Annotated in this window: 25 protein-coding genes; 16 read left to right on the top strand and 9 right to left on the bottom strand. The window is 58.1% G+C overall.

From position 1 onward, the window contains the following. Window positions 1-635: 635 nt before the first annotated feature. Both AUC61_RS08210 and nhaA read left to right on the top strand, forming a co-directional pair. The gene (locus AUC61_RS08210; protein WP_243245462.1) at window positions 636-2,246 is read left to right on the top strand and encodes an NAD(P)/FAD-dependent oxidoreductase; all 1,611 of its coding nucleotides are present in this window, start codon (window positions 636-638) and stop codon (window positions 2,244-2,246) included. A gap of 195 nt (window positions 2,247-2,441) precedes the next feature. Beyond that, window positions 2,442-3,623: a Na+/H+ antiporter NhaA gene (nhaA, locus tag AUC61_RS08215; RefSeq protein ID WP_243245463.1), complete on the top strand. Its 1,182-nt coding sequence runs from the start codon at window positions 2,442-2,444 to the stop codon at window positions 3,621-3,623. A gap of 216 nt (window positions 3,624-3,839) precedes the next feature. Here the strand turns inward: nhaA and AUC61_RS08220 are convergent, their stop codons facing one another. The 5 genes from AUC61_RS08220 to dinG form a co-directional block, all read right to left on the bottom strand. Continuing rightward, window positions 3,840-4,301, bottom strand: coding sequence for an outer membrane lipoprotein (locus tag AUC61_RS08220; protein ID WP_122666007.1), 462 nt, complete (start codon window positions 4,299-4,301; stop codon window positions 3,840-3,842). A gap of 159 nt (window positions 4,302-4,460) precedes the next feature. Beyond that, entirely contained in the window at window positions 4,461-5,108 is a 648-nt protein-coding gene (pdxH, locus tag AUC61_RS08225; protein WP_243245464.1) for a pyridoxamine 5'-phosphate oxidase, read from the bottom strand. Between the two features lie 68 nt (window positions 5,109-5,176). Continuing rightward, complete coding sequence (locus AUC61_RS08230) at window positions 5,177-6,271, bottom strand: OmpA family protein (RefSeq protein WP_243245465.1); 1,095 nt, start codon at window positions 6,269-6,271, stop codon at window positions 5,177-5,179. Between the two features lie 154 nt (window positions 6,272-6,425). Then, window positions 6,426-7,574 (bottom strand): serine hydrolase domain-containing protein, encoded by a 1,149-nt coding sequence (locus AUC61_RS08235; RefSeq protein ID WP_243245466.1) that lies wholly within the window; start codon window positions 7,572-7,574, stop codon window positions 6,426-6,428. A 250-nt stretch (window positions 7,575-7,824) separates the two neighbouring features. Beyond that, a complete protein-coding gene (dinG, locus tag AUC61_RS08240) occupies window positions 7,825-9,969 on the bottom strand; it encodes an ATP-dependent DNA helicase DinG (RefSeq protein WP_087269212.1) in 2,145 nt (714 codons plus the stop codon). A gap of 145 nt (window positions 9,970-10,114) precedes the next feature. On the opposite strand from dinG, the gene AUC61_RS08245 reads away from it, so the two are divergent. Continuing rightward, window positions 10,115-10,579, top strand: coding sequence for a CopD family protein (locus AUC61_RS08245; RefSeq protein WP_243245467.1), 465 nt, complete (start codon window positions 10,115-10,117; stop codon window positions 10,577-10,579). A gap of 141 nt (window positions 10,580-10,720) precedes the next feature. Here AUC61_RS08245 and AUC61_RS08250 read toward each other — a convergent pair whose 3' ends face one another. The 3 genes from AUC61_RS08250 to AUC61_RS08260 form a co-directional block, all read right to left on the bottom strand. After that, window positions 10,721-11,479 (bottom strand): collagen-like protein, encoded by a 759-nt coding sequence (locus AUC61_RS08250; protein ID WP_243245468.1) that lies wholly within the window; start codon window positions 11,477-11,479, stop codon window positions 10,721-10,723. Beyond that, a complete protein-coding gene (locus AUC61_RS08255; protein WP_243245469.1) occupies window positions 11,472-11,747 on the bottom strand; it encodes a DUF1145 domain-containing protein in 276 nt (91 codons plus the stop codon). The genes AUC61_RS08250 and AUC61_RS08255 overlap by 8 nt, the downstream gene beginning before the upstream one ends. Before the next feature lie 195 nt (window positions 11,748-11,942). Further along, a complete protein-coding gene (locus AUC61_RS08260; RefSeq protein ID WP_243245470.1) occupies window positions 11,943-12,644 on the bottom strand; it encodes a PA1041 family peptidoglycan-binding anchor lipoprotein in 702 nt (233 codons plus the stop codon). A gap of 262 nt (window positions 12,645-12,906) precedes the next feature. Between AUC61_RS08260 and AUC61_RS08265 the strand changes: the two genes are divergently transcribed. Next, window positions 12,907-13,404, top strand: coding sequence for a DUF6231 family protein (locus AUC61_RS08265; RefSeq protein ID WP_243245471.1), 498 nt, complete (start codon window positions 12,907-12,909; stop codon window positions 13,402-13,404). A 3-nt stretch (window positions 13,405-13,407) separates the two neighbouring features. Further along, a complete protein-coding gene (locus tag AUC61_RS08270; RefSeq protein ID WP_243245472.1) occupies window positions 13,408-13,881 on the top strand; it encodes a YchJ family protein in 474 nt (157 codons plus the stop codon). Window positions 13,882-13,892: 11 nt separating this feature from the next. On the opposite strand, the gene AUC61_RS08275 is transcribed toward AUC61_RS08270, so the two are convergent. Further along, window positions 13,893-14,411 (bottom strand): hypothetical protein, encoded by a 519-nt coding sequence (locus tag AUC61_RS08275; RefSeq protein ID WP_243245473.1) that lies wholly within the window; start codon window positions 14,409-14,411, stop codon window positions 13,893-13,895. Between the two features lie 101 nt (window positions 14,412-14,512). On the opposite strand from AUC61_RS08275, the gene AUC61_RS08280 reads away from it, so the two are divergent. From AUC61_RS08280 to AUC61_RS08330, 11 genes are all read left to right on the top strand, one after another. Next, window positions 14,513-15,001: an LEA/WHy family protein gene (locus AUC61_RS08280; protein ID WP_243245474.1), complete on the top strand. Its 489-nt coding sequence runs from the start codon at window positions 14,513-14,515 to the stop codon at window positions 14,999-15,001. Between the two features lie 5 nt (window positions 15,002-15,006). After that, window positions 15,007-15,222 carry an SEC-C metal-binding domain-containing protein gene (locus tag AUC61_RS08285; protein WP_087269191.1) on the top strand — a complete coding sequence of 72 codons (216 nt, stop codon included), beginning with the start codon at window positions 15,007-15,009 and terminating at the stop codon, window positions 15,220-15,222. 106 nt (window positions 15,223-15,328) lie between these two features. Next, the gene (locus AUC61_RS08290) at window positions 15,329-15,979 is read left to right on the top strand and encodes a glutathione binding-like protein (protein ID WP_243245475.1); all 651 of its coding nucleotides are present in this window, start codon (window positions 15,329-15,331) and stop codon (window positions 15,977-15,979) included. Between the two features lie 236 nt (window positions 15,980-16,215). Further along, window positions 16,216-18,681 (top strand): penicillin acylase family protein, encoded by a 2,466-nt coding sequence (locus AUC61_RS08295; protein WP_243245476.1) that lies wholly within the window; start codon window positions 16,216-16,218, stop codon window positions 18,679-18,681. A gap of 170 nt (window positions 18,682-18,851) precedes the next feature. Beyond that, window positions 18,852-19,883, top strand: coding sequence for a ligase-associated DNA damage response exonuclease (locus AUC61_RS08300; protein ID WP_243245477.1), 1,032 nt, complete (start codon window positions 18,852-18,854; stop codon window positions 19,881-19,883). Then, complete coding sequence (locus AUC61_RS08305; protein WP_243245478.1) at window positions 19,880-21,595, top strand: ATP-dependent DNA ligase; 1,716 nt, start codon at window positions 19,880-19,882, stop codon at window positions 21,593-21,595. The genes AUC61_RS08300 and AUC61_RS08305 overlap by 4 nt, the downstream gene beginning before the upstream one ends. 315 nt (window positions 21,596-21,910) lie before the next feature. Next, window positions 21,911-22,693, top strand: coding sequence for a transporter substrate-binding domain-containing protein (locus AUC61_RS08310; protein ID WP_122666023.1), 783 nt, complete (start codon window positions 21,911-21,913; stop codon window positions 22,691-22,693). A gap of 85 nt (window positions 22,694-22,778) precedes the next feature. Then, entirely contained in the window at window positions 22,779-23,507 is a 729-nt protein-coding gene (locus tag AUC61_RS08315; protein WP_243245479.1) for an ABC transporter permease, read from the top strand. Beyond that, on the top strand, window positions 23,504-24,214 hold the full coding sequence (locus AUC61_RS08320; RefSeq protein ID WP_243245480.1) for an ABC transporter permease: 711 nt from the start codon (window positions 23,504-23,506) through the stop codon (window positions 24,212-24,214). Before AUC61_RS08315 ends, AUC61_RS08320 begins: the two co-directional genes overlap by 4 nt. Before the next feature lie 9 nt (window positions 24,215-24,223). After that, window positions 24,224-25,342: a succinylglutamate desuccinylase/aspartoacylase family protein gene (locus AUC61_RS08325; protein ID WP_243245481.1), complete on the top strand. Its 1,119-nt coding sequence runs from the start codon at window positions 24,224-24,226 to the stop codon at window positions 25,340-25,342. Between the two features lie 13 nt (window positions 25,343-25,355). Further along, complete coding sequence (locus tag AUC61_RS08330) at window positions 25,356-26,120, top strand: ABC transporter ATP-binding protein (RefSeq protein WP_243245482.1); 765 nt, start codon at window positions 25,356-25,358, stop codon at window positions 26,118-26,120. Window positions 26,121-26,295: the final 175 nt, after the last annotated feature.

Raw genomic sequence — 26,295 nt, forward strand, 5'->3', positions numbered from 1 at the left:
TAATGGGGCGCCTCAGATCAAAATCAAAAGCGCGGCGGCCTGACAGCCGACCTGATTGTGTGAACTTACCGATCTTCTGTAGGAGCTGCCGAAGGCTGCGATGCGGTGTGTCAGACGTCGAGTGCGTTGGTCGTGGTGACGTCTCGCGAACAAGTTCGCTCCTACCAGTTCGAAGTGAACCGATGCTTTTGATCTGCTTTTGATTTTGATCTTAAGCGCTCCGTTAAACCACGCCGGCCGTAATCCGATATTGCTGCGTGGGGCAAACCGGCAGGGATGCCGGTTTAGCCGCCTCAGGCCATGGATGGCCGGTTGCGGCGGCCCTGCCAGTTAAAAACTGTTACCTATGTGCGTGAACTGATTTGTAACCCATGTGGGTGAGTCATACCGGCAAGAGCGTTTTGCTTACTTTTGCGCTTTCAAAAGTGAGGCGCTGTAAAAGCGCAACCAATATCAGACATCATCGCGGTAATGGATATGTACGCAAAAATCACGGCATAAATGTGTTCCCCCCTAATAGCGTAACCATAAAACTCAGACAACCCACCACCCCGCCTCCCCCCAATGTGTCTTATAATCCCCGGTTCTTGTAGCGCTGTCGGGCTGATCCTGCGGCCCGGAAACTGGATCCTTTCATGTTACGAATCACCGAACTCAAGCTGCCGATCGATCATCCGGACGAAGACTTGCGTCCAGCCCTTTTGCAGCGTTTGGGCATCACCAGCGATGAACTGCTGGAATTCACCCTGTTCAAGCGCAGTTACGATGCGCGCAAAAAGTCTTCTGAGCTGTGCTTCATCTACACCATCGACTTCCAGGTGCAGGATGAAGCGGCTCTGCTGTCGCGCCTGGCCGATGATCGTCACGTCAACCCGGCACCGGACATCAGCTACAAAGTCGTCGGGCACGCGCCTGAAGGCCTGACCGAACGCCCGGTGGTGGTTGGCTTTGGCCCCTGTGGGATTTTTGCTGGCCTCCTGCTTGCGCAGATGGGCTTCAAGCCGATCATTCTCGAGCGCGGCAAGGAAGTCCGGCAGCGCACCAAAGACACCTGGGGCCTGTGGCGCAAAAACGTCCTGAACCCGGAGTCCAACGTGCAGTTCGGCGAAGGCGGCGCTGGGACATTCTCCGATGGCAAGCTCTACAGCCAGATCAAGGACCCTAAATTTCACGGTCGCAAGGTCCTGAACGAGTTCGTGAAAGCCGGTGCACCTGAAGAGATCCTTTACGTCAGCAAACCGCACATCGGTACTTTCCGACTGACAGGCGTCGTGGAAAACATGCGTCACCAGATCGAAGCACTGGGCGGTGAAGTACGCTTCGAGCAACGCGTGACTGACGTGCTGATCGACAATGGCCAACTGCAGGGTGTGGTCGTTGACGGTGGCGAACGCATCGAGTCGCGCCATGTGATCATGGCACTGGGGCACAGCGCTCGTGACACGTTCCGCATGCTCCACGGCCGTGGCGTTTATATGGAGGCCAAGCCATTCTCTGTAGGCTTCCGTATCGAACACCCGCAATCACTGATCGACCGTGCTCGCCTGGGCAAGTACGCCGGCCACCCAAAGCTGGGTGCCGCCGATTACAAGCTCGTGCATCACGCCAAAAACGGGCGCTCGGTATACAGCTTCTGTATGTGCCCGGGCGGCACCGTTGTCGCCGCGACGTCGGAGCCAAATCGCGTCGTCACCAACGGCATGAGTCAGTACTCGCGAAACGAGCGTAATGCCAATTCCGGGATCGTGGTCGGTATCACTCCGGAAGATTATCCAGGAGGCCCGCTGGCGGGCATCGAGCTACAGGAGCGTCTGGAATCCCACGCCTATCTGATGGGCGGTAGCACCTATGAAGCACCTGCACAGCTGGTAGGTGATTTCATCGCAGGCAAAGCGTCGCAGGAGTTGGGCAGCGTCGAACCGTCTTACAAGCCTGGGGTCAAGCTTGTGGATCTGGCGGACGCCCTTCCCGCTTACGCCATCGAGGCGATTCGCGAAGCACTGCCAGCGTTTGAAAAGCAGATCAAAGGCTTTGCCCTGCATGACGCCGTACTGACCGGGATCGAAACCCGCACCTCCGCGCCACTGCGGATCACCCGTGACGACACCATGCAGAGCCTGAACGTCAAAGGTCTGTTTCCGGCCGGTGAAGGTGCAGGCTATGCGGGCGGCATTCTTTCCGCCGGAGTGGATGGCATCCGCATCGCTGAAGCGTTGGCAAGAAGCATGCTGGGTATCGAAGCCTGAACACAGCTGTAATTTCAGACGATTCCTACACCATAAAAAGCGCCTTCCCACCAGCAAAAGCGCACTGACTGACAGACCTGAAAACACTCTAAACCGGCCGTCCCGCTTATAACAAAAACGAATATAACTTTTGTTTTAACAGCGAGAAGTCCGGGTTAGGGTGTCGCTCCTTTTCGTTGGATGGGAGCGCAAACCTTGCCTCTGCGTATCACTGTCACTCGTTTTTTTCAGCTCGAAGCTGCAGGTGGTCTGCTATTGATCGCGGCCGCTGCCCTGGCGTTGATCATTAATAACTCGCCGCTATCCTGGCTCTATAACGCCTTCCTTGATGTGCCCGTCGTGGCACAGATCGGCGCTGTCAAAATCGCCAAGCCGCTATTGCTGTGGATCAACGACGGCATGATGGCGCTGTTCTTCCTGCTGATAGGTCTGGAGGTCAAACGGGAGGTCCTGGACGGCCATCTCTCACGCCCCTCGCAAATCATTCTGCCAGGTACTGCGGCCATCGGCGGCATGGTGATCCCGGCGCTGGTCTTCTGGGCGCTGAACAAGGGAGACGCCGCCGCCATGAATGGCTGGGCGATCCCCATGGCCACTGACATCGCCTTCGCACTGGGCGTGCTAGCGTTGTTAGGCAAGCGTGTTCCGGTTTCACTCAAACTGTTTCTGATGACGCTGGCGATCATTGATGATCTCGGGGCAATCATCGTCATCGCGCTGTTCTATTCGGGTGAGCTTTCCAACTTGTCGCTGATACTGGCGGGATCCTCAATCGTGGCGCTGATTGCGATGAATCGGCTGGGCGTGCGCAAGCTGGGCCCTTATCTGCTGATAGGCCTGTTGCTGTGGGTCTGCGTACTCAAAAGCGGCGTCCACGCGACACTGGCAGGCGTGGTACTGGCGTTCTGCATCCCGTTACGCACCACTGACCACGACTCGTCCCCCCTATTGTCGCTGGAGCACGCCCTGCATCCATGGGTCGCATACGGGATTCTTCCATTGTTTGCGTTCGCTAACGCAGGCGTGTCGCTCAGCGGCGTCACGCTGGAGAGTTTCACCCATCACGTCCCTATGGGTATCGCAGCAGGCCTGTTGGTGGGCAAGACAGTCGGTGTTTTCGGCTTGACCTGGCTGGCGATCAAAATTGGCATCGCAAAACTGCCCGGCGGCGCGAATTGGGGTCAAGTGCTGGGGGTTTCGATCCTGTGCGGCATCGGTTTCACCATGAGCCTGTTCGTCGGTTCACTGGCTTACATACCGGGCAGTAGCGAATACGCCGGGGTTGATCGCATGGGGATTTTGACCGGCTCGATACTTGCTGCCTTTATCGGTTATGCCGTCATGGTGGTTAGCAGTCGTAAAAACCCAATCCGTTGAATTGAAATTAATCTTTTGTAGGAGCTGCCGAAGGCTGCGATAGCGGTATGTCAGGATGAATGCATCGCAGCCTTCGGCAGTTCCTACAGGGAAAGCATTTGCTGCGCGGCATAGGAAACAGCGTGACGCCAAAAGCACCAACGATCACCCACAAAAAACCCGATCGCAAGGATCGGGTTTTTATGTTTCAAGACGCTACAAGCGCCATGCAATCACTCAATGAGAGACGCGACTGGTACCGTTCACGGTCATGATACGAACGCGCTCGCCAACCCGGAAAATCTCGTTTTCCTGAACTTGCTGCACGTAGGCACGCATGGTGCCATCGTCTTCACGTACGGTGATTTCCACACCCTGAGTACGGGTCAGACCTTCTTCAGTAGCCGACCCCAGCAAGCCACCCGCTACAGCACCGATCACAGCGGCAACGATGCTGCCACGGCCGCCGCCAATGGCGCTACCGCCGACACCACCTACGATTGCACCTGCACCTGCACCGATAGGCGTCTTGCTGCCTTCGATCTTGACCGGACGCAGAGATTCGATGGTACCCAAACGAACGGTCTGCACGGTACGCGCCTCGTCACGGGAATAGGAATCACCGGTCAGGTTCGACATACAGCCACTGAGGGTCAGCGCCATGGCAGTGAACGTGGCCAACAGAACAGACTTACGCATAAAGGTATCTCCAGAAGAACATGCAGCCATTAGACTCTGCGCTATCAGCGCTGTCACCTGCCGCTCTTCGTTAATTTGTTTTCATTCAGGCGGTATACAGCACCGGCTGCCGTAACCGTAAGACGGGTAGGCAACCGAATAATTCAAACAGACTGAATGTTAGGGAGCGAGGCGCTCGCGCGACCAGTGCGTGTCCGCCCACCGGTAATTCAGGCGGTCATGCAAACGGCTCGGACGGCCCTGCCAGAACTCGATGCGCTCTGGCAGCAGGCGGTAACCGCCCCAATGTTCGGGGCAATGTGGCTGAGTGTCGATGAAGCGCTGTTCGGTGTCTCTGATCATGCATTCAAGCTCGGCGCGATCGGCGATCACCTGGCTCTGAGGCGAGGCCCACGCACCAAGCCGGCTGCCCAGCGGACGAACCTGAAAGTAGGCATCGGACTCTTCGGGTGTGACTTTGACCACTCGCCCCTCTATGCGTACCTGACGCTCCAGAGTGGGCCAGAAGAACGTCATTGCCGCAAACGGACGTGCCGCCAGTTGCTGGCCTTTGGCACTGTCGTAGTTGGTAAAGAACGTGAAGCCCTCGGCATCCAGCCCTTTCAACAACAGGATTCGGCAATGAGGGCGGCCCTGCTCATCGACCGTCGCGAGGGTCATCGCATTGGCCTCAACCGGTGCCTGCTCGGTTTTCACCGCCTCGGCGAACCACTGATGAAATAGCGCAAACGGTTCATCTGGCGCTTGCGCTTCGGTCAAACCATCGCGGGCATAGTCACGGCGCATATCGGCCAGAGACTGGGTCATGACGTCTTTCCTTGATTGAAGAAAACCGTCGCCTGACCCACGCCCTGCGGCGCGGGTCAGCGCGTGTTTCAGTTACTCGCCTGATCAGTCGCCGCAGGTTTCTTCTTCACGGCAGCTTTGGCAGGAGCGGCCTTGGCTGGCGTCGCCTTTTTAGCGGGTGCGGCTTTCTTGGCGGCAGGCTTGCTCGCAGCAGCCTTCTTGGCCGGTGCGGCTTTGGCTGGCGCGGGAGCGACTGCTGGCGCTGGTTTGACGTCTTGAGCCGCAACCATTGTCGGCGTTGGCGGCAAGGCGTACTTGCTCATCAGCGCGAGCATGGTGTTTTCCGGCGTCATGACAATTTCAACGCGGCGGTTCAGCTTGCGGCCTTCAGCGCTGTCATTGGCTGCACGCGGCATTACCGCGCCCATGCCCCGCAGGCTGAGCCGATTACGCTCAAGACCACTGAGGCGGAAAATGGCAGCGACCGACTGGGCACGCTCCTGGCTGATTTTCTGATTCGCCGGAGCAGCGCCGGTGGTGTCTGCGTGACCCAATACCAGCACGGCGGTTTTCGGATCGGCTTCAACCAGTTTGGCCAGACGGGTGATAGGGCCCAACGTCACGGGCAGCAACATCGCCGGACGATCCGGGTTGAACGAACTGTCTACAGGAGCGGTGATCACCAGAACATCTTCACGACGCTCTAGTTCGAACGGGCTGTCCTTGATCGCCAGACGCAGGCGCGGCTCGTAGTCATCCAGCCAGGCTTGCGTCACCTTGGGATCGACCTTGGGGGCAGCCTTGGCCTCTTCCTTCTTCTCGCCACCGAACGGCCACCACCACTTGCTATCGGTTTCGGACTTGGCAATCAGCGGTGCAACGCTTTTATCTGCCGGTTTGGCGGCAGCTTCAGCTTTTGGTTCCGCGCTGTCACTGGACGCAAACGGCCAATACCAATGAGTGCCACTCTCGGCCTTCGCCACCGGCTCCGCAGGCTTGGCCTCAGGGGCTGGAGCTTTCGCAGGGGCTTTTGCCGGGGCTTGTACAGGTGCTGCGTCGGCAACCTTATCGGAGCCGAATGACCACCAGTGGCTCCCAGCGTCGGCAGAATCGTTTTTAGGCGTTTGTGCGCAGCCAGTCACGGCGAGACACAGGGCGATTGCGAGGCTTTTATTGAATGACATGAATGACCCACAAAAAAATAGTAAACAGACAATGAACTTGGCAGTGCCCATATAACACGCATAAACAGGCTGTTGGAAAAGGAAACCGTCGCACGGTTCCTGTTCCGGGGTATTAACTGACAGTCGGTATTAAACAAGCACTTATGACGACAACTTAGCGCAAACACTCACCTAGCACTCGCACCAGCTTCTGAGCACGGGGATCCATCAGCACATAAGGCCCCAACGTATTTGTCACAAAGCCGAATGCGACGTCGTGATCAGGATCAGCAAAGCCAATGGATCCACCGGCGCCCGGATGGCCGAAAGCTTTCGGACCCAGGCCGTACGTGGCGTTGGAAACATCGGGCTGATCAAGCATGCAACCCAGACCGAAGCGCGTCTGAGTCAACAGGGTCTTGTCCTGACCCACACTGTGCTCGCGAGTCAGCTCATTGAGCAGCTCGGGCTCTAGCAGGCTGCCGTCGAGCAAACCGTTGTAGAAACCCGCAAGACTGCGAGCGTTACCGTGCCCGTTGGCAGCAGGCTGCTGCATGCGCCGCCACTCAGGTTTGTTGGTACTGGTCATGATCGACGGTGGGTTGGTAAACGCCCGTGCGGTCATTGATGTCGGCTCGCGCAGAGTGGTCTGCAGCAGACGCTGCGCAGATTCGTCGCCAGCATTGCCTTTGCTGCGAGCGATATGCGCAACGCGGTAAAACTCTTCATCAGCCAGGCCGACATGGAAATCCAGGTTCAACGGTCGGGAAATACGCGCAGCAATGGCGTCGCCCGGCCCGCGTCCATCGGCACGACGCAACACTTCGCCAACCAACCAGCCGTAAGTAATCGCTGCATAGCCGTGGCCATGTCCAGGCGTCCACCAGGGTTCCTCAGCGGCCATCGCATCGGTCATTGCAGTCCAGTCATAAAGCGCTTCAGCGGGGAGCATGTGACGCAGCGCAGGGAGACCTGCCTGATGACACAGCAATTGGCGCAGGGTAATCGCACCTTTGCCTGCTTCTGCAAACTCAGGCCACAAGCGGGCGACGGGTTCGTCGAGTTTCAGCTTGCCCTCACCGACCAGTTGCAGAGCAGTCACCGCAGCAAAGGGCTTTGTGCAGGAAAACAGGTTGGCGATGGTATCGCTGTGCCAGGCCTCTGCGCCGTCCTTGTCGGCGGTGCCAGCCCAGAGGTCAACAACGGTTTCACCACCGATCTGAATGCACAGCGCTGCGCCGCGCTCCTGAGTGTCTTCGAAGAGCGCCGCGAAAGCTTCGCGTACAGCCTCAAATTTAAGCTCGAAATGACCCTGAATCTGCACCCGCTGGCTCCCGGACTGGCTGATCAAAAAATGGTGTGCATTGTTTCAGCGATTGAGGTTTATGAACAGATGGTGGGTGGTCAGCCACGCTGCCCCGACACATCGCGATCATGCGGTAAACATCTGGTCTGTAGGAGCTGCCGAAGGCTGCGAAGCGTTTTCTCCTGACATGCCGCCATCGCAGCCTTCGGCAGCTCCTACAGAGTTTGAGTTCATATGGAAGCGATGGCGCAGGAGGCGCGAACTTGAATCAGGATATCTCCCGCCTGAAAGGCGGCAGCGCGTTGAGGATCGCCTTACCGTAACGCTGCGTCACCACGCGCCGATCCAGCAGCGTGATGGTGCCGCGATCCTCTTCGGTACGCAGCAACCGTCCGCATGCCTGCACGAGCCGCAATGAAGCATCCGGCACGGCGATTTCCATAAAAGGATTACCACCACGGGCCTCGATCCACTCAGCCAGTGCTGCCTCGACGGGATCGTCCGGCACAGCAAAAGGAATCTTGGCGATCACCACATGCTCGCAATACGCGCCGGGCAAATCGACACCTTCGGCAAAGCTGGCCAGCCCGAACAGCACGCTGGAGTCACCGCCATCGACCCGCGCCTTGTGCTTGTTAAGCGTTTCCTGTTTGGACAAATTGCCCTGGATAAACACCTGCTTGCGCCAGTCACGCTCCAGACCGTCAAAGACGTCCTGCATCTGTTTGCGGGAAGAGAACAGTACCAGAGTGCCTCGCGAGCCTTCCACCAGACCGGGCAACTCCCGGATGATCGCGGCGGTATGCGCCACGGAATCACGCGGATCGGCCTTGAGGTCAGGTACGCGTAATACCCCGGCGTCAGCATGATGAAACGGACTCGGAACAACGGCGGTGACCGCAACCTTGGGCAAACCGGCGCGCATACGGAAGCGATCGAATTTACCCAGCGCAGTCAGGGTCGCGGAGGTCACCAACGCGCCATAAGCGACGTTCCACAGATTGCGACGGAGCATCTCCGCCGCCAGAATCGGGCTGGCATTAACCTCGATATCAAACAACGCCCCGCTGTCGGCAAGGGTCAGCCAGCGCGCCATGGGCGGGCTGTCTTCCGGGTCCTCCGCAGTGAAGGCCGTCCATAATTCCCAGTTGCCATGGGCCCGGGCCAGCAGGCTGCCAAATAGCGGATACCATTCTTCGGCCTGATGGCTGGCGATGCCGATGTTGACCTCGCCATCCATGCCCTCTTTGAGCAAGTCGGCCAGGCGAGTGAACAGATCATCGAGCCGGGCAAAGCCCTTTTTCAGCTCGATACCCATTTCACGAATATGCTCGGGTACTACGCCGCCAATGAACCGATGCCGTGGACGCTCGCGCCCCTGCATGTCTTCACCGGCACGGAAGTCAGCCAGTTGTTCGCAAGCGCTGAACATGAACTGTTGCTGCGCCTTGATCTCGCGCGCCAGTTCCGGCACTTGCTCGATCAATTTCCCCAAGTCACCCGGCAGTGGGTGCTGAGCCAGCAACTTGGCCAGGTTCTTGGCGGTCTGTTCCAGCCAGTCAGCTGTAGACCGAAGTCGCGTGTAATGTGCGAAATGGCCGATGGCCTTGTCAGGCAGGTGATGCCCTTCGTCGAACACATATAAAGTGTCACGCGGATCGGGCAATACCGCACCGCCCCCCAAGGCCAGATCCGCCAGCACCATGTCGTGGTTCGTCACGATCACGTCGACTTTTCCCATACCTTCACGGGCTTTATAAAACGCGCATTGCTGAAAATTCGGACAATGGCGATTTGTGCACTGGCTGTGATCGGTGGTCAGCCGTGCCCAATCCTGATCCTCGAGTGCCTGGGGCCAACTGTCGCGGTCGCCGTCCCACTTATTGCCAGCGAGCTTTTCGATCATGCTGGTGAACAGTTTCTGACTGGCCTCATCGACCTCGATCTTGAAGCCTTCTTCTTCGAAAAGCTGCGCAGTGGCGTTGGTTGCGTCCCCTTCCTGGAGCAGCATGTCGAGCTTGGACAGGCACATATAGCGGCCCCGGCCCTTGGCGAGGGAGAACGTGAAGTTCAGCCCGCTGTTGCGCATCAGATCAGGCAGGTCCTTGTGGACGATCTGCTCTTGCAGGGCGACGGTCGCGGTGGCGATCACCAGACGTTTGCCCGCCAGTTTGGCAGTAGGGATCGCTGCAATGGCGTAAGCCACGGTCTTTCCGGTACCGGTGCCTGCTTCTACAGCGACAACGGCAGGATCACTGGTGCGACGGCCTTCTTCATCGGTGTCGATATCGCCCAGCACTTTGGCGACCTCGGCGATCATCAGACGCTGGCCATAGCGCGGCTTGAGGCTCTTGGCTTCGAGGAAACGCGAGTAGGCGCCCTGAATCTGGGATTTGAGTTCGTTGCTGATCATGGGTTCGGTCGTTGGCTCGGGGCGCTACACAGACTGTACAGGCTTGGGTAAAAATTAAAGCGCAAAAGGCTGGATATATCTTCAGTAGTTCCAGCAGGCGGCTATCATACCCCGCAAATTCCATCCGCGCAGAACGGAGTACCTGATGACACCTTTTTCCCTCGTCTACACCCTGCATGTTTTGGCCGCGCTGGTATGGGTTGGCGGCATGTTTTTCGCCTGGATGGTCTTGCGACCAGCGGTCGTCAGCGCATTGCAGGGGCCACAGCGACTGAAATTGTGGCTGGAAGTGTTCCCACGCTTTTTTGTCTGGGTCTGGGCAGTGGTGGTGGTCTTGCCGATTACCGGCGTAGGCATGATCCAGTTGCAGTTCGTCAGCTTCGAAACCGCGCCGCGCTACGTGCAGGTAATGATGGGGCTTTATGTCGTGATGACCGCACTGTTCATTCGCATTCAGTCACTGCAACTGCCGGAACTGCGCAAGGCGGTAGAGGCTGAACAATGGGCTGAAGGTGCTGCTGCTCTTGGCAGGATTCGCCGACTGGTGGGAATCAACTTGCTGGTCGGGTTAGCGGTGGTCGCTATCGCGGCGGCCCGTCCCCATTTGTAACGCGCCCCCTGAGGCAAGCTTGTTTTCGAGGCGGCAAAACTGAATCACCGCGTCAAGCCTCTCGCCAACAAGTTGCCTCCTACCTGAACCGCGTGACACGGCCCTATCCGGTAGGAGCGAACTTGTTCGCGAGGCGGCAGCTTAAAACCGCTGCAACGTAAGCGCCCCTGCAGGCCCGGCTGCACCAGGTTGGCCTGCTTCACCCGCGCGCCCGGCTTTGCCGCCATCAGCCCGGTACACGACGCATCCTTTGGAAGCGCCGCCTTTGCCCGGTTTGCCGCCAGCACCGGCCAAACCGCCAGCACCGCCCTGAACGTCAACCTTGATGCGCTCAACCGGGTAATCTCGCGGCAGTTCGAGACGCACCTGCGCACCCGCAGCGCCGTCATGACCATTGCCACCGTTGTCGCCATCAAAGCCGCGACCGGCGCTGCCCCAAGTGCAACCCGGTGCTTTGCCGTTGGCGCCATCGAGCCCGACATAGCCCGGCGAACCAGCGCCACCTCGTGCATCGACAAACAGTTCGTCGCCCTGCAGATGCTCGACACGCAACGTCAGGTTACGACCCGGCAAAGGCGGTTTTTCATAGGTACCCGGCGCACCGCGAGCAGTGATCTGGCTACCCGTGCCAAGCTGACCATGACCGACCACCAGATTAAGCGGCTGACTGCTCGGCACGATGGCGATACGTGCCTCGTGACCCAGTACCAGTTGGTCGACTTTCACTTCGGTAAGGCCTGACGGGATGAGCAAAGTGCCGTAGTCAGCAACTTCCAGGCGCTCCAGTTGCAGCACACTGGCCTGACTTGGCAAGCGCATCAGCGAGTGCGACTCGACGTTGATGGTTTGGGCCATGGCCAGGGGACTGCACAAGGCAGCCAGCAGACAAAGCTTACGCATGAGCGGCCTCCGGGATTTTTTTCGGGAAAGACTGAAGGTGGAAGATACCGAACAACAGGATATACAGACGGTCGCGCCAGGGACGTGGACGCCCGCGCAGGCTGCCATTGAACAGCAGCAATTCGGCGACATGAATCACCGCTAACAGGCTGCCTGCAAGTTTGATCAGAAGAGCGAACGGAGTCGGTAGCACCACTACCAGATTAAATAACACCACCAGCCAGAAAGCCGCAGTCAACAGTTTTCCCAATCCCCAAAACACCTTCATTGCCTGAGCCTGCCCCTATTGTTATGTCTGCAAACGCTTATCGTTGCGTAATTTTTCTGCGCGCACAGTAAACGCCTGCACTGTGAAATTTGCCAGCACGCGGTTGAAAATTAATCTGACGCGAAGAACAACCGCCGAACGGCTGAATCGGAATTGGCCCGGCGGGGTGCCGGGCCAACGGCTGGAGCAACCGCGTTAACGGTTGATAAGGATTTCTACGCGACGATTTAGCGAACGGCCGCTGGCGGTTGAGTTGTCAGCAACCGGACGGGCTTCACCATCACCTTCTACCGAAACGAATGCACTGCGCGGGATTCCGGAACTGACCAGGTAATCAGTGACCGAAACAGCACGTTTCTGAGACAGTTTCTGGTTGTAGGCATCGCTGCCAACGCTGTCGGTATGACCGCTGACGCGCAACTGCGCGCTCGGTGCTTCGCGTTTCAGGCGAGTCGCAATCAGGTCGAGCTTCGATTTGTCGGCGGCGGTCAGACGCGCAGAGTCAAACTCGAACAGCACGTCATTGATCACAATGACTTCCTCTTTGACCACCACCACTTCTTCAATGACAGCAGGCGGTGCCGGAGGGGTCAGTGGGCAACCTGTCGCATCGACTGCAACACCTTTAGGTGTATCAGGGCATTTGTCGACGCTGTTTTTCACCCCATCGCCATCATCGTCGCCATCGCCGTGAACCCAGCAATACGCGCCAGCCATGACACCCACTGCACCGCCCAGACTGGCTGCGACCGCAGCGCTCTGGAACGCGCCTGCCGCAGCACCTGCCACACCGCCACCCAATGCACAGAGCGGCCAGTCAGTCTTCTGCAAACCCGCACAACCGGTCAAAACACTGGTGACTAAAATAAGAGGTAACGCTGTTCGAATTATTCTCATTAATTTTTCTCCCAAGGGTTCGGCCGAATCCGCCGCTCAAGAAGTAAAGACAGCAAAATGCCAGTTCGCCACTTTTCGCCTTGTTTTATTGGGGTTTACCGGTTTATCAGGCAAATAGAATCCCTGTAGGAGCTGCCGAAGGCTGCGATCCCATCTACCTGACACACCGATTTCGCAGCCTTCGGCAGTTCCTGCAGAAATGCCCGGGCTAGGCCCATGCCTCACCACACGCTAGTCTTGCAGGTCATAGAGAGGATTTTTGATGAGCGAAGGCTTTTCCACGCGCACGCCGCAGCAAGCACTGGCTGCCCTGCTCGATTTGCAGGCACCCAAACGCCTGCTGTTGATCGGAGCCGAGGCGTTTCCTGCGTTACAGGCATTTCAGGAAGCCCACCCCGAAACGCTGCTGGCCCATGCCAAACCCGGTTTATTGTCGGCAGAGCTGGCCGCGCAACGGTTCGACCTGGCGCTGGTAGTCGATTGCCTGGAGCACATCAACAAGCGCGAAGGCCTGGAGTTGCTTGGCGGCATCCGAAACCTCAACGCCAGTCGCATTGCGGTATTGGCCGATCTGCAGGCCTGCGGCTGGAGAGACACCGACTTCTACTCACTGGCCTTGCAGGCCAGCGAACGCTTCACCCGCGATGAACAGGTGCTGACGCTGTACACCTACGATTTACGCGAATACAAACAAGTGCCCGACTGGCTCAACGCAAGGTTCTGGGCCAACCCGGAGAACTTCGGCAAATACTGGTGGTAAGTCATGAATAGCGCGATTTGCCCCTGCGGTAGCGGGGATCTGTTAGCAGCCTGTTGCGGTCCGTTTCACGCAGGCCAACCCGCGCCCTGCGCGGAGAAACTGATGCGTTCACGCTACAGCGCCTATGTCCTGGGGCTCATCGACTATTTGCTCGACACCACATTGCCGGTGCAGAAAGCAGGCCTGGACCGAGACTCGATCACGCAGTGGAGCCTGCAAAGCACATGGCTGGGACTGGAAGTGGAAAACTCGGAAGTATTTGGCGGCAAACCCGAGCACGCCTTCGTCACCTTTACCGCCCGCTGGCATGACGGCAGCGGTGAACACAGCCATCGTGAGCGTTCGTCTTTTGTGCAGAATCAGGGGCGCTGGTATTTCATCGACCCGACCGCAGGACTCAAAGCAGGGCGCAATGATGCGTGCCCTTGCGGCAGTGAGCAGAAATACAAGAAATGCTGTGCCAGCTACATAAGCTGAAGCCGTGGCAGCTATTCCAGCGAAAGATATGAAATATCCGGGACGGCTCCGGAGTGAACGCTTGGTAACTGCCCCAGTTCACTGCCTGCTGGTGCGAGGCTCAATCCGGACAGGTCCAGCGACGGCGCAACCGGGGCGGGTTTAACGTCCTGCATATCGCTGCCCACTTCGCACACTTCAAGATCCGGAGCATCGACCGCCACGAAAGCCGCCATGTACACGTCGCGAGGAGTAATCTGTAGCCGGCCGGGCTGTGGAGCAGCAATGGAACCCGCTCCGGCATCTGGCTCAGGCCTGGACGACGGCATTTCCAGCACTTCGACCAGCGCTCCGGCGCGCTCCAGGGTCGAACGATATTTTTCTGCCGCCTCGCCGTCGAGATTGTTTTTCAGAACCAGTCGACGCCCGCTGAACAACAGCTCCAGCCGTTGCGCGTCGCTGTGGAACAGCTTGCCCAGATTGGCCTGAACCTTTTCCAGTTGGGCGCCGGGGACCAGTTGGCCACTGAATATAATTTCATACAGATTCATTGGTCATACTCTGGGGGCACGTGCGAGAAGTATGCCGCAGCTTTATCAAAAAGGAATGGGCAGTCGCTTTGTCAAACTATGGCTTCAAATGGAGCACGAAGATGTTTTCACAGGCGCACGTCATACGAATCCTGAGCCTGGGCCTGCTGCTGTCGATCCTGAACGGTTGCTCATCGGTAGGCGTCAGCGACTATCAGGACCCTCAGGTGCACTTGCTCAAAGTCGAGGTGGTCAAGGCAAAGCTGCTGCAGCAAGACTTCAAGTTGCGCTTTCGGGTCGACAACCCCAACGACAGAAGCGTGCTAGTGCGCAGCCTCCGTTACAAGATCATGCTTAACGATCTGGTGCTGGCCGAAGGCGAGTCCACCGACTGGTTTGTGGTCGATGGCCAAAGCCGGAGAAATTTCGTCGTGCCGATCAGGACCAACCTCTGGAAGGATTTGAAGCAGATAGCGAAAATGCTGAAAAAAACCGATCAGCCCATCCAGTATCGGCTCGAAGGTAAGCTCAAAACCGGCTTTTTGTTTCGGCATAACGTGCGTATTGGACGCAACGGCGAGATAATGCCCGGCGATTTTATTCCGGAGTGACCCCGATGAACCAGCAAGCCCATGTGCATGGCCCAGATTGCAACCACGATCATGACGATCATGGCCATGCCCACCACGACCACCAGCATGGACATGTCCACGGTCCAAACTGCGGCCATGCCCATCAGGAGCCGGTACGCAACGCGCTGAAGGATGTTGGCCGCAACGATCCTTGCCCGTGCGGCAGCGACAAGAAATTCAAGAAGTGCCACGGCGCGTAAGCTGACCGTGGTACTCGAACGGCCTGCCTTGCAGGCCGTTTTCGTTTGTGTGGTCACTGCATGAGGGAGTAAAACAGGCATTCCGTGCCATCCGATGGAATTCCTGATGATCGATCTGCATTACTGGACCACACCCAACGGCCACAAAGTGTCGATGTTTCTTGAAGAGGCAGGTCTGCCTTACACGATCTTCCCGGTCAATATTGGCCAGAACGATCAATTCAAACCCGAATTCCTGAAAATCTCCCCGAACAACCGAATACCGGCCATCGTTGACCACGCGCCCGCCGATGGAGGTGAGCCGGTCAGCCTGTTTGAATCCGGGGCAATCCTGCTGTATCTGGCTGAAAAAACCGGCCAGTTCATCCCCATGGACCTGCGCGGTCGACAAGAAACGCTGCAATGGCTGTTCTGGCAAATGGGCGGTTTGGGGCCGATGGCGGGTCAGAACCACCACTTCAACCGCTTCGCCAAGGAAAAGATCCCTTACGCGATCAAGCGCTATGTTGATGAGACCGCGCGCCTTTATGGCGTGCTGGACAAGCGCCTGGCAGACCGTGAGTTCGTCGCGGGCAGTGAATACAGCATTGCGGACATGGCGATCTATCCGTGGATCGCGCGTCATACCTGGCAGGAACAGAATCTGAACGACTTCCCGCACCTCAAGCGCTGGTTCGAAGCAGTCAGTAATCGAGAGGCGACGAAGCGGGCGTACGCGCTGGTTGACCAAGTGAATCCACCGCAGGCTCAGGCCTGAAGGCTCGCGAACAAGTTCGCTCCTACCGAACAGAGCCGTCACGCGGTCCAGGCAGGAGGCAACTTGTTGGCGAGCCGGTCAACCTGACACACTGCCTCGCCCCCCTCATACAGTCGCAAATAGCCTCACGACCTTTGAAAAATCCTGAAATAAACTCCGTCCCCCCGCTTGCGCAGTGCTTGCCCGCTCACTAACGTAGCGCCTTTTACACGTTAAGCCCCCGCAGGAGTTTTGCCATGGCCTCACCAGCCCGTTCCAAAGTCGTAAACCGGTTCGGTGCTGCCGCCGCGACGGTGGGTTTGTTGAGCCTTGCAGGCTGCCAGTTGGGCGGTGGCGACAGCGACTCGCTGCTGCCCGCCTCCGGCACTGTTGCGGTCAAGGGGCTGGCCCAAAACGTTTCTCTGCGGCGCACCAACCTCGGCATGCCGCTGATAGAAAGCAGCACCTTCCACGATGCACTGTTTACTCTGGGTTATGTGCACGCCAGTGATCGCATCACACAGATGTTGACCATGCGCCTGCTGGCTCAGGGTCGACTGTCCGAAATGGCAGGCCCTGGCGCACTGGATATCGACCGATTGATGCGCGCCGCGAACCTGAAAAAAAGCGCCAGCGAGCTCTATAGCGCCTCAACCCCACGTTTGCAGCGTTTCTTTGAGGTGTACGCCCGCGGCGTCAACGCCTATCTGTTCCGCTACCGCGACAAATTGCCAGCCGATCTGGCCAGCTCCGGCTATCGCCCGGACTACTGGAAACCTGAGGACTCGGCGCTGATCTTCAGCCTGCTGAATTTCAGTCAGTCGGCGAACCTGCAAGAAGAGCTGTCCGCACTGGTACTGGCGCAAAAAGTCGGGGTGGACAAACTGGCCTGGCTGGTCCCGACCTATCCGGATGAGGAACTGCCCTTTTCCGAAGCCGACAAGCTCAAGGGTCTTAACCTTGGTGGGCAGGTGCCTGGCCTAAGCGGTCTGAACAATGTCGCCCGACAATTGACTGACCTGAACATGCTGGGTATTGCCGCCTCCAGCAACTGGGCGATCGCGCCGCAACGCAGCCGCACGGGCAAAAGCTTGCTGGCCAATGACGTGCAATTGCCTGCCGGATTGAACTCCGCGTGGAGCTTCGTACAAATCCGCGCCCCGAAATATCAGGCCGCGGGCGCTACGGTTGCCGGTCTGCCGCTGATCCTTAGCGGCTTCAACGGCAAGCTCGGCTGGTCAATGGCCTCGGTCATGGGCGACAACCAAGACCTGTTTCTGGAAAAACTGAAACGCGAAAATAATCGCCTCATGTATCTGGCCGATGGCAAGTGGCTGCCCACTGCTGCCCACGAAGAAACCTTTATCGTCAAAGGCGGCCGCCCCGTCCGCGAAACCGTTTACGAAACCCGACACGGCGCGCTGCTCAACAGCAACCCGAGCGAAGGTCAGTTGAATAACAGCCTGGGTCTGGCGCTGCAAACCCCTGACTTAAAAGACGACAAGAGTCTGGACGCGTTCTTCGATCTGTCCCGTGCGCCAAATGTCGACAAGGCGTTTGATGCCAGCCGTGAAATCCGCGCCATCGCACTGAACATGGTGTTCGCAGATGCCTCGAACATCGCCTGGCAAGTCACCGGTCGCTATCCGAACCGCCGTGAGGGCTTGGGCCTGCTGCCTTCGCCGGGCTGGGAAAGCCGTTACGACTGGGATGGCTTCGCCGATTCGATGCTGCACCCTTATGATCAAAACCCGCAGCAAGGCTGGATCGCTACTGCCAACCAGCGCACCTTCCCCAAGGGTTACGGCATGCAGTTGTCCAACTCGTGGAAAGCCCCCGAGCGCGCCGAGCGTATCGCCGAACTGGCCAACAGTGGCAAGCAGGACACCCGCAGCGTCATTGCCATGCAATACGACCAGAGCACGACTTTCGCCGCCAAGCTGAGAAAAATGTTTGAAGCGCCGGGCATGGTCAAACCGCTGAAACAAGCCATTGACGCCTTGCCCGAAGCCGAACGCAGCAAGGCCAGGGAAGCGTTTACCCGGTTGATGGCGTTCGACGGCAAGCTCACCCCGACCTCTGCTGATGCCGCTCTTTATGAACTGTTCCTGCAGGAAAGCGCCAAACAGATCTTCCTTGACGAGCTTGGCCCGGAAAGCAGCCCGGCGTGGAAAGCGCTGGTGCAGAACGCCAGCCTGTCGTACTCGGCCCAGGCCGATCACTTGTTGGGTCGCGAAGACAGTCCGTATTGGGATGACGCGAAAACTCCGCAGAAAGAAGACAAGCCCGCGATTCTGGCCCGCAGTCTGGCGGCAGCAATCACTGCCGGTGACAGCCTCATGGGCACTGATCGCAAAGCCTGGCAATGGGGCAAGCTGCATCGCTCGACTCTGCAGAGCAGCGACTTCGCCGCCAACAGCTTCAATCGTGGCCCAAGTGCAACAGGGGGCGACCACAACACGCTGAACATCGCGGCGTATCCATGGGGTCAGAACTTCGACAGCCAGGCGGTGCCGAGCATGCGCATGATCATCGACTTCGGCCAGGCAGAACCGATGCTGAGCCTGATCAACATCGGTCAGTCCGGCAACCCGGCCAGCCCGTATTACACCAACAGCATCGAGCCTTGGCTAAAAGGCCAATACCAGACGATCCCGCTGCAAACCCAGAACTACGAGCGGGCTTATGGCAGCAAGCGGTTGACGCTGGTGCCAGGGAAGTAGAATAACCCCCCTGTAGGAGCTGCCGAAGGCTGCGATTGCGATCTTCCTGACACGCCGCGATCGCAGCCTTCGGCAGCTCCTACAGGGTTCCACCAATCAGCTTCAGGTTCTTCGAACTTCCTCCCCCGCCCCGCCCTCATAACTAACAAGCCCATCCAGTCGGTTACTTCATGGATCTTGTTATCGCGCGTCCCGAAGGTTTGTATTGCCCACCCGGCGATTTCTACATTGATCCCTGGCGCCCCGTGGAACGCTCAGTCATCACCCATGGCCACGGCGATCATGCGCGAACCGGTAATGAGCACTATCTGGCTGCCGCGCCCGGTGAGGGCATTCTGCGTTCGCGGCTAGGGCAGGACATCAACCTGCAAACCCTGGCATACGGCGAAACACTGCTGCATCACGGTGTGAAACTCAGCCTGCATCCTGCGGGACATGTGCTGGGTTCGGCGCAGGTCAGGCTGGAGTACAAAGGCGAAGTCTGGGTCGCGTCAGGCGATTACAAAGTTGAACCGGATGGCACCTGTACGCCGTTCGAACCGGTGCGTTGCCATACGTTCATCACTGAATCGACATTTGGCCTGCCGATCTATCGCTGGCAACCTCAGTCGCAAATCTTCGCAGGCATCAATGACTGGTGGAGGGCAAACGCCGCTGTCGGCAAGGCCAGCGTGTTATTCGCCTATTCCTTCGGCAAAGCGCAACGCATCCTGCACGGCATTGATCCTCAGATAGGCCCGATTCTGGTCCATGGCGCAGTCGAACCTTTGAACCGGGTTTACCGTGAGGCCGGGGTGCGAATACCCGAAACCCAATACGCTGGTGATTTTCAGAAAAACGACCCGGCCCTGCGCCAGGCCTTGATCCTTGCACCACCGTCAGCCGGTGGCAGTACCTGGATGAAACGCTTCGGTGACTTTAGCGATGCCTTCGCCAGCGGCTGGATGATGTTACGTGGGACTCGCAGACGACGCGGCGTGGATCGGGGCTTCGTGCTGTCCGATCACGCTGACTGGCCAGGATTGCTGTGGGCAATCGAGCAGACCGGCGCCGAGCGGGTCATGGTGACCCACGGTTCAGTGGCGGTGCTGGTGCGCTACCTGCGCGAGTCCGGACTCGACGCCCAGGGCTTCGTCACTGAATATGGCGACGAGGAAGATCCGGCAACTTCAGACGCAAAACCAAGCGAGGCTTCTGCATGAAAGCCTTCGCCGAACTGTATTCAAAGCTCGACGCGACCACGTCGAGCAACGCCAAACTCGCCGCTATGCGAGACTATTTCACCAGCGTTGCGCCGCAGGACGCTGCATGGGCCGTGTACTTCCTGTCGGGCGGGCGGCCGCGCCAACTGGTGCCCACCAAGCTGCTGCGCGAACAAGCCATGACCTTGGGCAAGCTGCCGGAATGGCTGTTTGAGGAAAGCTATCAGGCCGTGGGTGACCTGGCAGAAACCTTGGCGCTGTTGTTACCAGAGGCAGAACACGACTCCGACGAAGGCCTCGCCGTCTGGATGGAAGACAAGCTGCTGCCCCTGCGTGGCTTGCCTCCGGAGGAACTGGCCGAGCGACTCCCGACATTCTGGGGACAACTGGACCGGGTCAGCCTGATGGTCTGCATCAAGCTGATCACCGGCAGCTTCCGGGTGGGGGTCTCAAAACTATTGGTCACTCGCGCCCTCGCTGCCATGGCCGATATCGACAGCAAACGTGTGGCGCAACGCCTGGTGGGTTACACCGACCTGTCCCATCGCCCCAGTGCAGAGGGCTTTCTCAAGCTGATCGCGGCAGAGTCGGAGGACGAGCATGCGCAGCGCGGCGGCCAGCCTTATCCATTCTTTCTTGCCCATGCCCTGCAGCAGCCGGTGGATCAGTTTGAAACGCTGCTGGGGTCGGTGGATAAGTGGCAGGTGGAGTGGAAATGGGACGGCATTCGCGCGCAACTGGTGAAGCGCGAAGGTCGTCTGTGGATCTGGTCTCGTGGTGAAGAGCTGGTAACCGACCGGTTTCCTGAATTGCACAGCCTGGTCCAGAGCCTGCCGGACGGCACCGTCATTGATGGCGAAATCGTGGTCTGGAAACCGGCGGAGCAATCTAAATCTCCCGACAAAGAGTTCGCACTGAGCGCTGAATCCCTGCCCGCCTCCGCACCGGCGCAACCGTCTGTACAGCCATTCGCCCTGCTCCAGCAACGCATCGGTCGTAAAACCCTGGGCAAGAAAATCCTCGAAGAAGTACCGGTGGTGGTGCTCGCTTACGACTTGCTTGAATGGCAAGGTCACGACTGGCGCAGCCGCCCGCAACATGAGCGGCGCGCTCAGCTTGAGGAGTTGATCGCTGGCACCCAAAGCCCGGTACTGCTTGCCTCCCCTGTTGTCAGTGGCAGGGACTGGCAGGACCTGAGCATTCAGCGCGAAGCCTCCCGCAGTCTCGGCGTAGAAGGCATGATGCTCAAAGCACGCGACTCGCTGTATGGCGTCGGCCGAACCAAAGACATGGGCGTCTGGTGGAAGTGGAAGGTCGACCCGTTCAGCGTCGACGCCGTGCTGATCTACGCACAGCGCGGCCATGGCAGGCGCGCCAGCCTGTACAGCGATTACACTTTCGCGGTGTGGGATGGCCCGCCCGAACAAAGCGAGCGCACATTGGTGCCATTCGCTAAAGCCTATTCAGGGCTGACCGACGAAGAAATGCGCAAGGTGGACGCCATTGTGCGCAAAACCACCGTTGAGAAGTTTGGCCCAGTCAGCAGTGTTACCCCAAGCCTCGTGTTTGAACTGGGCTTCGAGGGCATCGCACTTTCGAAGCGCCACAAGAGCGGCATCGCAGTACGTTTCCCACGCATGTTGCGCTGGCGGCAGGATAAATCAGTGGCCGAAGCCGATAGCCTGTCGACGTTGCAGGACCTGTTGGGGTAGGATTCCGCCCTTTTTTGGATCATCAAAACAGCTGCGCACCTTGTTGGAGCAGGACACTACCTTCTTTAGGAGTGAGCTTGCTCGCGATTGGAGGCCCAACTGAAGCTCAATGCTGCTGGCACGCCGATATCGCGAGCAAGCTCACTCCTACAGGGAGCGACCTCAAAGTCGTCAGTCAACATTGCGACAACTCCGTACATTTAAAACGCACGTTCGTATCTTTGGTTCGGAAATTGCTACTTTCAAGGGTCTGGCACCCGCCGGTAGCAAGCCTCGCGTGTTCCCAACGCTCAATTTGGTTTTAAGGACTGAACGATGAAAAAAGCATGGCTGACCCTCTCTGCATTGGCCGTTTGTCTGGCCGCTGGTAATGCAATGGCCAAGGAATATAAGGAACTGCGTTTTGGCGTGGATCCTTCTTATGCACCTTTCGAATCAAAAGCCGCTGACGGCAGCCTGGTAGGCTTCGACATCGACTTGGGCAACGCTATCTGCGCCGAGCTGAAAGTTAAATGCAAATGGGTTGAAAGCGATTTCGACGGCATGATTCCTGGCCTGAAAGCCCGCAAATTCGACGGCGTTATCTCGTCGATGACCGTGACTCCGGCTCGTGAAAAAGTCATCGACTTCTCCAACGAGCTGTTCTCCGGCCCAACTTCGCTGGTGTTCAAAAAAGGTGCAGGCCTGACCGCCGACCCGGCTAGCCTGAAAGGCAAAACCGTTGGCTACGAGCAAGGCACCATTCAGGAAGCCTACGCCAAGGCTGTGCTGGACAAGGCTGGCGTGAAAACCCAGGCCTACCAGAACCAGGATCAGGTTTATGCCGACCTGACTTCCGGTCGTCTCGATGCTTCCATCCAGGACATGCTGCAGGCCGAACTGGGCTTCCTAAAGTCGCCACAAGGTGCTGATTACGAAGTCAGCGAGCCTGTAGACAGCGAATTGTTGCCTTCGAAAACAGCGATCGGTATCGCGAAAGGTAACAAAGAGCTCAAGGCTCTTTTGGATAAAGGTATCAAAGCGTTACACGACGACGGCAAATATGCCGAGATCCAGAAGAAGCACTTCGGCGATCTGAATCTGTACAGCGGTAAATAACACCCCGACGCCCATGGATTTCGGCGATGATCCCCCGCCGATTTCCATGGGCGTTTTGTTTTATTGACCGTCAAAGGCTTTACCCATGTTCGAAACACTGCTGCAAACCCTCGGACTCTCGTCTTTCAGCCTCAAAGGCTTCGGCCCTCTGCTGCTCGAAGGCACGTGGATGACCGTTAAATTATCGCTGCTGTCGCTGCTGGTGAGCATTGTGCTCGGCCTGATCGGCGCCAGTGCAAAACTGTCAGGCGCCGCTATCGTGCGGATGCCGGCGCAGCTCTACACCACCCTAATTCGTGGCGTGCCCGATCTTGTGTTGATGTTGCTGATTTTCTACAGCCTGCAAACCTGGCTGAGTCAGCTGACCGACGCGATGGAATGGGACTACATCGAAATCGACCCTTTCAGCGCGGGCGTCATCACGCTGGGCTTCATCTATGGCGCCTATTTCACTGAAACCTTCCGTGGCGCGATTCTTTCCGTCCCGCGCGGCCAGGTCGAAGCCGCCACTGCCTACGGCCTGAGTCGCGCACAACGTTTCCGCTATGTGGTATTCCCGCAAATGATGCGCTTCGCGTTGCCGGGTATCGGTAACAACTGGCAGGTGCTGCTCAAGGCCACCGCACTGGTGTCGATCATCGGCCTGGCTGACCTGGTCAAGGCTGCGCAAGATGCAGGCAAAAGCACTTACCAACTGTTTTATTTCCTGGTCCTTGCTGCATTGATCTACCTGCTGATCACCAGCGCTTCAAACTTTGCCCTGCGTTGGGCGGAACGGCGGTATTCCGCAGGCAGCCGGGAGGCTAAACGATGATCGAACTGCTTCAGGAATACTGGCGCCCCTTCCTCTATAGCGATGGCGTGCACATCACCGGGCTGGCCATGACCATGTGGCTGCTCAGCGCCTCGATCGCCATCGGCTTTCTGGTCTCGATTCCGCTGTCCATCGCCCGCGTCTCCAGCAATTGCTGGGTTCGTTGGCCGGTGCAGTTTTACACCTACCTGTTTCGCGGCACGCCTCTCTATATACAGCTGCTGATTTGCTACACCGGTATCTACAGCCTCGAAGCCGTGCGTGCGCAGCCGATTCTCGATTCGTTCTTCCGCGACGCAATGAATTGCACAATCCTGGCGTTCGCCCTTAATACTTGCGCGTACACCACCGAGATTTTCGCCGGTTCGATCCGCAGCATGAACCACGGTGAAGTCGAAGCCGCCAAAGCCTACGGGCTCACTGGCTGGAAGCTTTACGCGTATGTGATCATGCCGTCGGCCTTGCGTCGCTCGTTGCCGTTCTACAGCAACGAAGTGATTCTGATGCTGCACTCGACCACCGTGGCCTTCACTGCCACTGTGCCGGACATTCTCAAGGTCGCTCGGGATGCCAACTCGGCTACCTTCATGACGTTCCAGTCGTTCGGCATCGCCGCCCTGATTTACCTGTGCGTCACGTTCATTCTGGTCGGCCTGTTCCGTCTTGCCGAACGCCGCTGGCTGGCCTTTCTCGGCCCGTCTCACTAGGACCTGCCCATGCGTCATGACACCCACGACCTGCTCGCGCCGGTGCCGGGCACTGCGCGGCAAATCCATAGCTTTCATTACGGTCCGCAAGACGGCGTCTGCAAAATCTATATCCAGGCGTCGCTGCATGCCGATGAGCTGCCGGGCATGCTGGTCGCCTGGTACCTCAAGCAACGCTTGAGCGAACTGGAAAATGCGGGTCTGTTGCTCGGCGAAATTGTCGTCGTGCCGGTCGCCAACCCTATCGGCCTGGAACAGGTCCTGATGGACGTTCCGCTGGGCCGATATGAGCTGGAAAGCGGACAGAACTTCAACCGCTGGTTCGCCGACCTCAGCGTAGCCGTGGGCGACGACGTTGAAGCGCAACTCAATGATGACCCTCAGCACAACATCCAATTGATCCGCCGCAGCCTGAGCAAAGCGCTTCAAGCCCAGCCAGCCGCCACGCAGCTGCAATCGCAACGTCTCACGCTACAGCGTCTGGCCTGTGATGCTGACATGGTTCTGGACCTGCATTGCGACTTCGAGTCAGTCGAGCACCTGTACACCACGCCTGAAGCCTGGCCGCAGGTTGAAATGCTCTCGCGGTACCTCGGTGCTCAAGCCAGCCTGCTGGCGACAGACTCCGGCGGTCAGTCATTCGATGAGTGCTTCACCCTCGTCTGGTGGCAATTGCAGCAGCGCTTTGGTGATCGCTTCGCCATTCCCATGGGCAGCTTTTCGGTCACTCTGGAATTGCGCGGTCAGGGCGACGTCAATCACGCGTTGGCCAGCCGCGACTGCCAGGCGCTGATCAACTACCTGATTCATTTCGGCGCCATTGGCGGTGACGTCTCGGCCGCCCCTGAATTGCTTTATCCGGCCACGCCACTGGCGGCGGTTGAACCAGTCGCTACGCCCGTTGGCGGATTACTGGTGTTCTGCGCCCAACCCGGCGAATACGTCGAGGCGGGCCAGTTGATCGCGGAAATCATTGACCCGATCAGCGACGCCGTCACGCCGATCCACACGCTCAATCCCGGCCTTCTGTATGCGCGCTCACTACGACGCATGGCAACTGCCGGCATGGTCATCGCTCACGTCGCAGGCACAGAAGCCTACCGTAGCGGCTACCTACTTTCTCCTTGAGGACTTGCTTGTCATGTACAAACTGACCATCGATGGCCTGCATAAAAGCTACGGCGACAACAAAGTACTCAAAGGTGTGTCGCTCAAAGCCAGCAGCGGCGATGTCATCTGCCTGATCGGGGCCAGCGGCTCCGGCAAAAGTACCTTCCTGCGCTGCATCAACTTCCTTGAACAGCCGAACGACGGCGCCATGAGCCTGGACGGCAAGCAAGTACGCATGGTGAGCGACAGGGGCCACATGCGCGTCGCCGACCCGGATGAGCTGCAAAGCATCCGCACGCGACTGGCCATGGTGTTCCAGCATTTCAACCTGTGGGCACACATGACTGTGATGGAGAACATCACCATGGCACCACGCCGGGTGCTGGGGGTTTCCAAAGAGGAAGCCGAAGCCCGTGCCCGCAAGTATCTGGACAAGGTTGGCTTGCCGGAGCGCGTCGCGGACCAATACCCGGCCTTCCTGTCCGGCGGTCAGCAGCAGCGTGTGGCGATTGCCCGTGCGCTGGCAATGGAGCCCGAAATCATGCTGTTCGACGAGCCGACCTCGGCACTCGATCCCGAGCTGGTCGGCGAAGTACTCAAAGTGATTCAGGGTCTGGCCGAAGAAGGTCGAACCATGATTATGGTGACCCACGAAATGAGCTTTGCCCGTAAAGTCGCCAACCAGATCGTATTCCTGCATCAGGGCCAGATCGAAGAGTCCGGGCACCCGGATGAAGTCCTGGGCAACCCGAAAAGTGAGCGTTTGCAGCAGTTTTTGAGCGGGAATTTGAAGTAGCTTGTGACCGATGATGACCTGTGGGAGCTAGGCTTGCCCGCGATAAGGCTGGACGCGCTATAACGTGAACCGCGTCCAGCCTTATCGCGGGCAAGCCCAGCTCCCACAGGACCAGCATTCCAGTTCCTGAACTACATCACTCCAACTGCTCGGCCCAACCAACAAAACTAATCCC

The sequence above is a fragment of the Pseudomonas maioricensis genome (assembly GCF_022790535.1).
GTDB classification, from domain to species: domain Bacteria; phylum Pseudomonadota; class Gammaproteobacteria; order Pseudomonadales; family Pseudomonadaceae; genus Aquipseudomonas; species Aquipseudomonas maioricensis.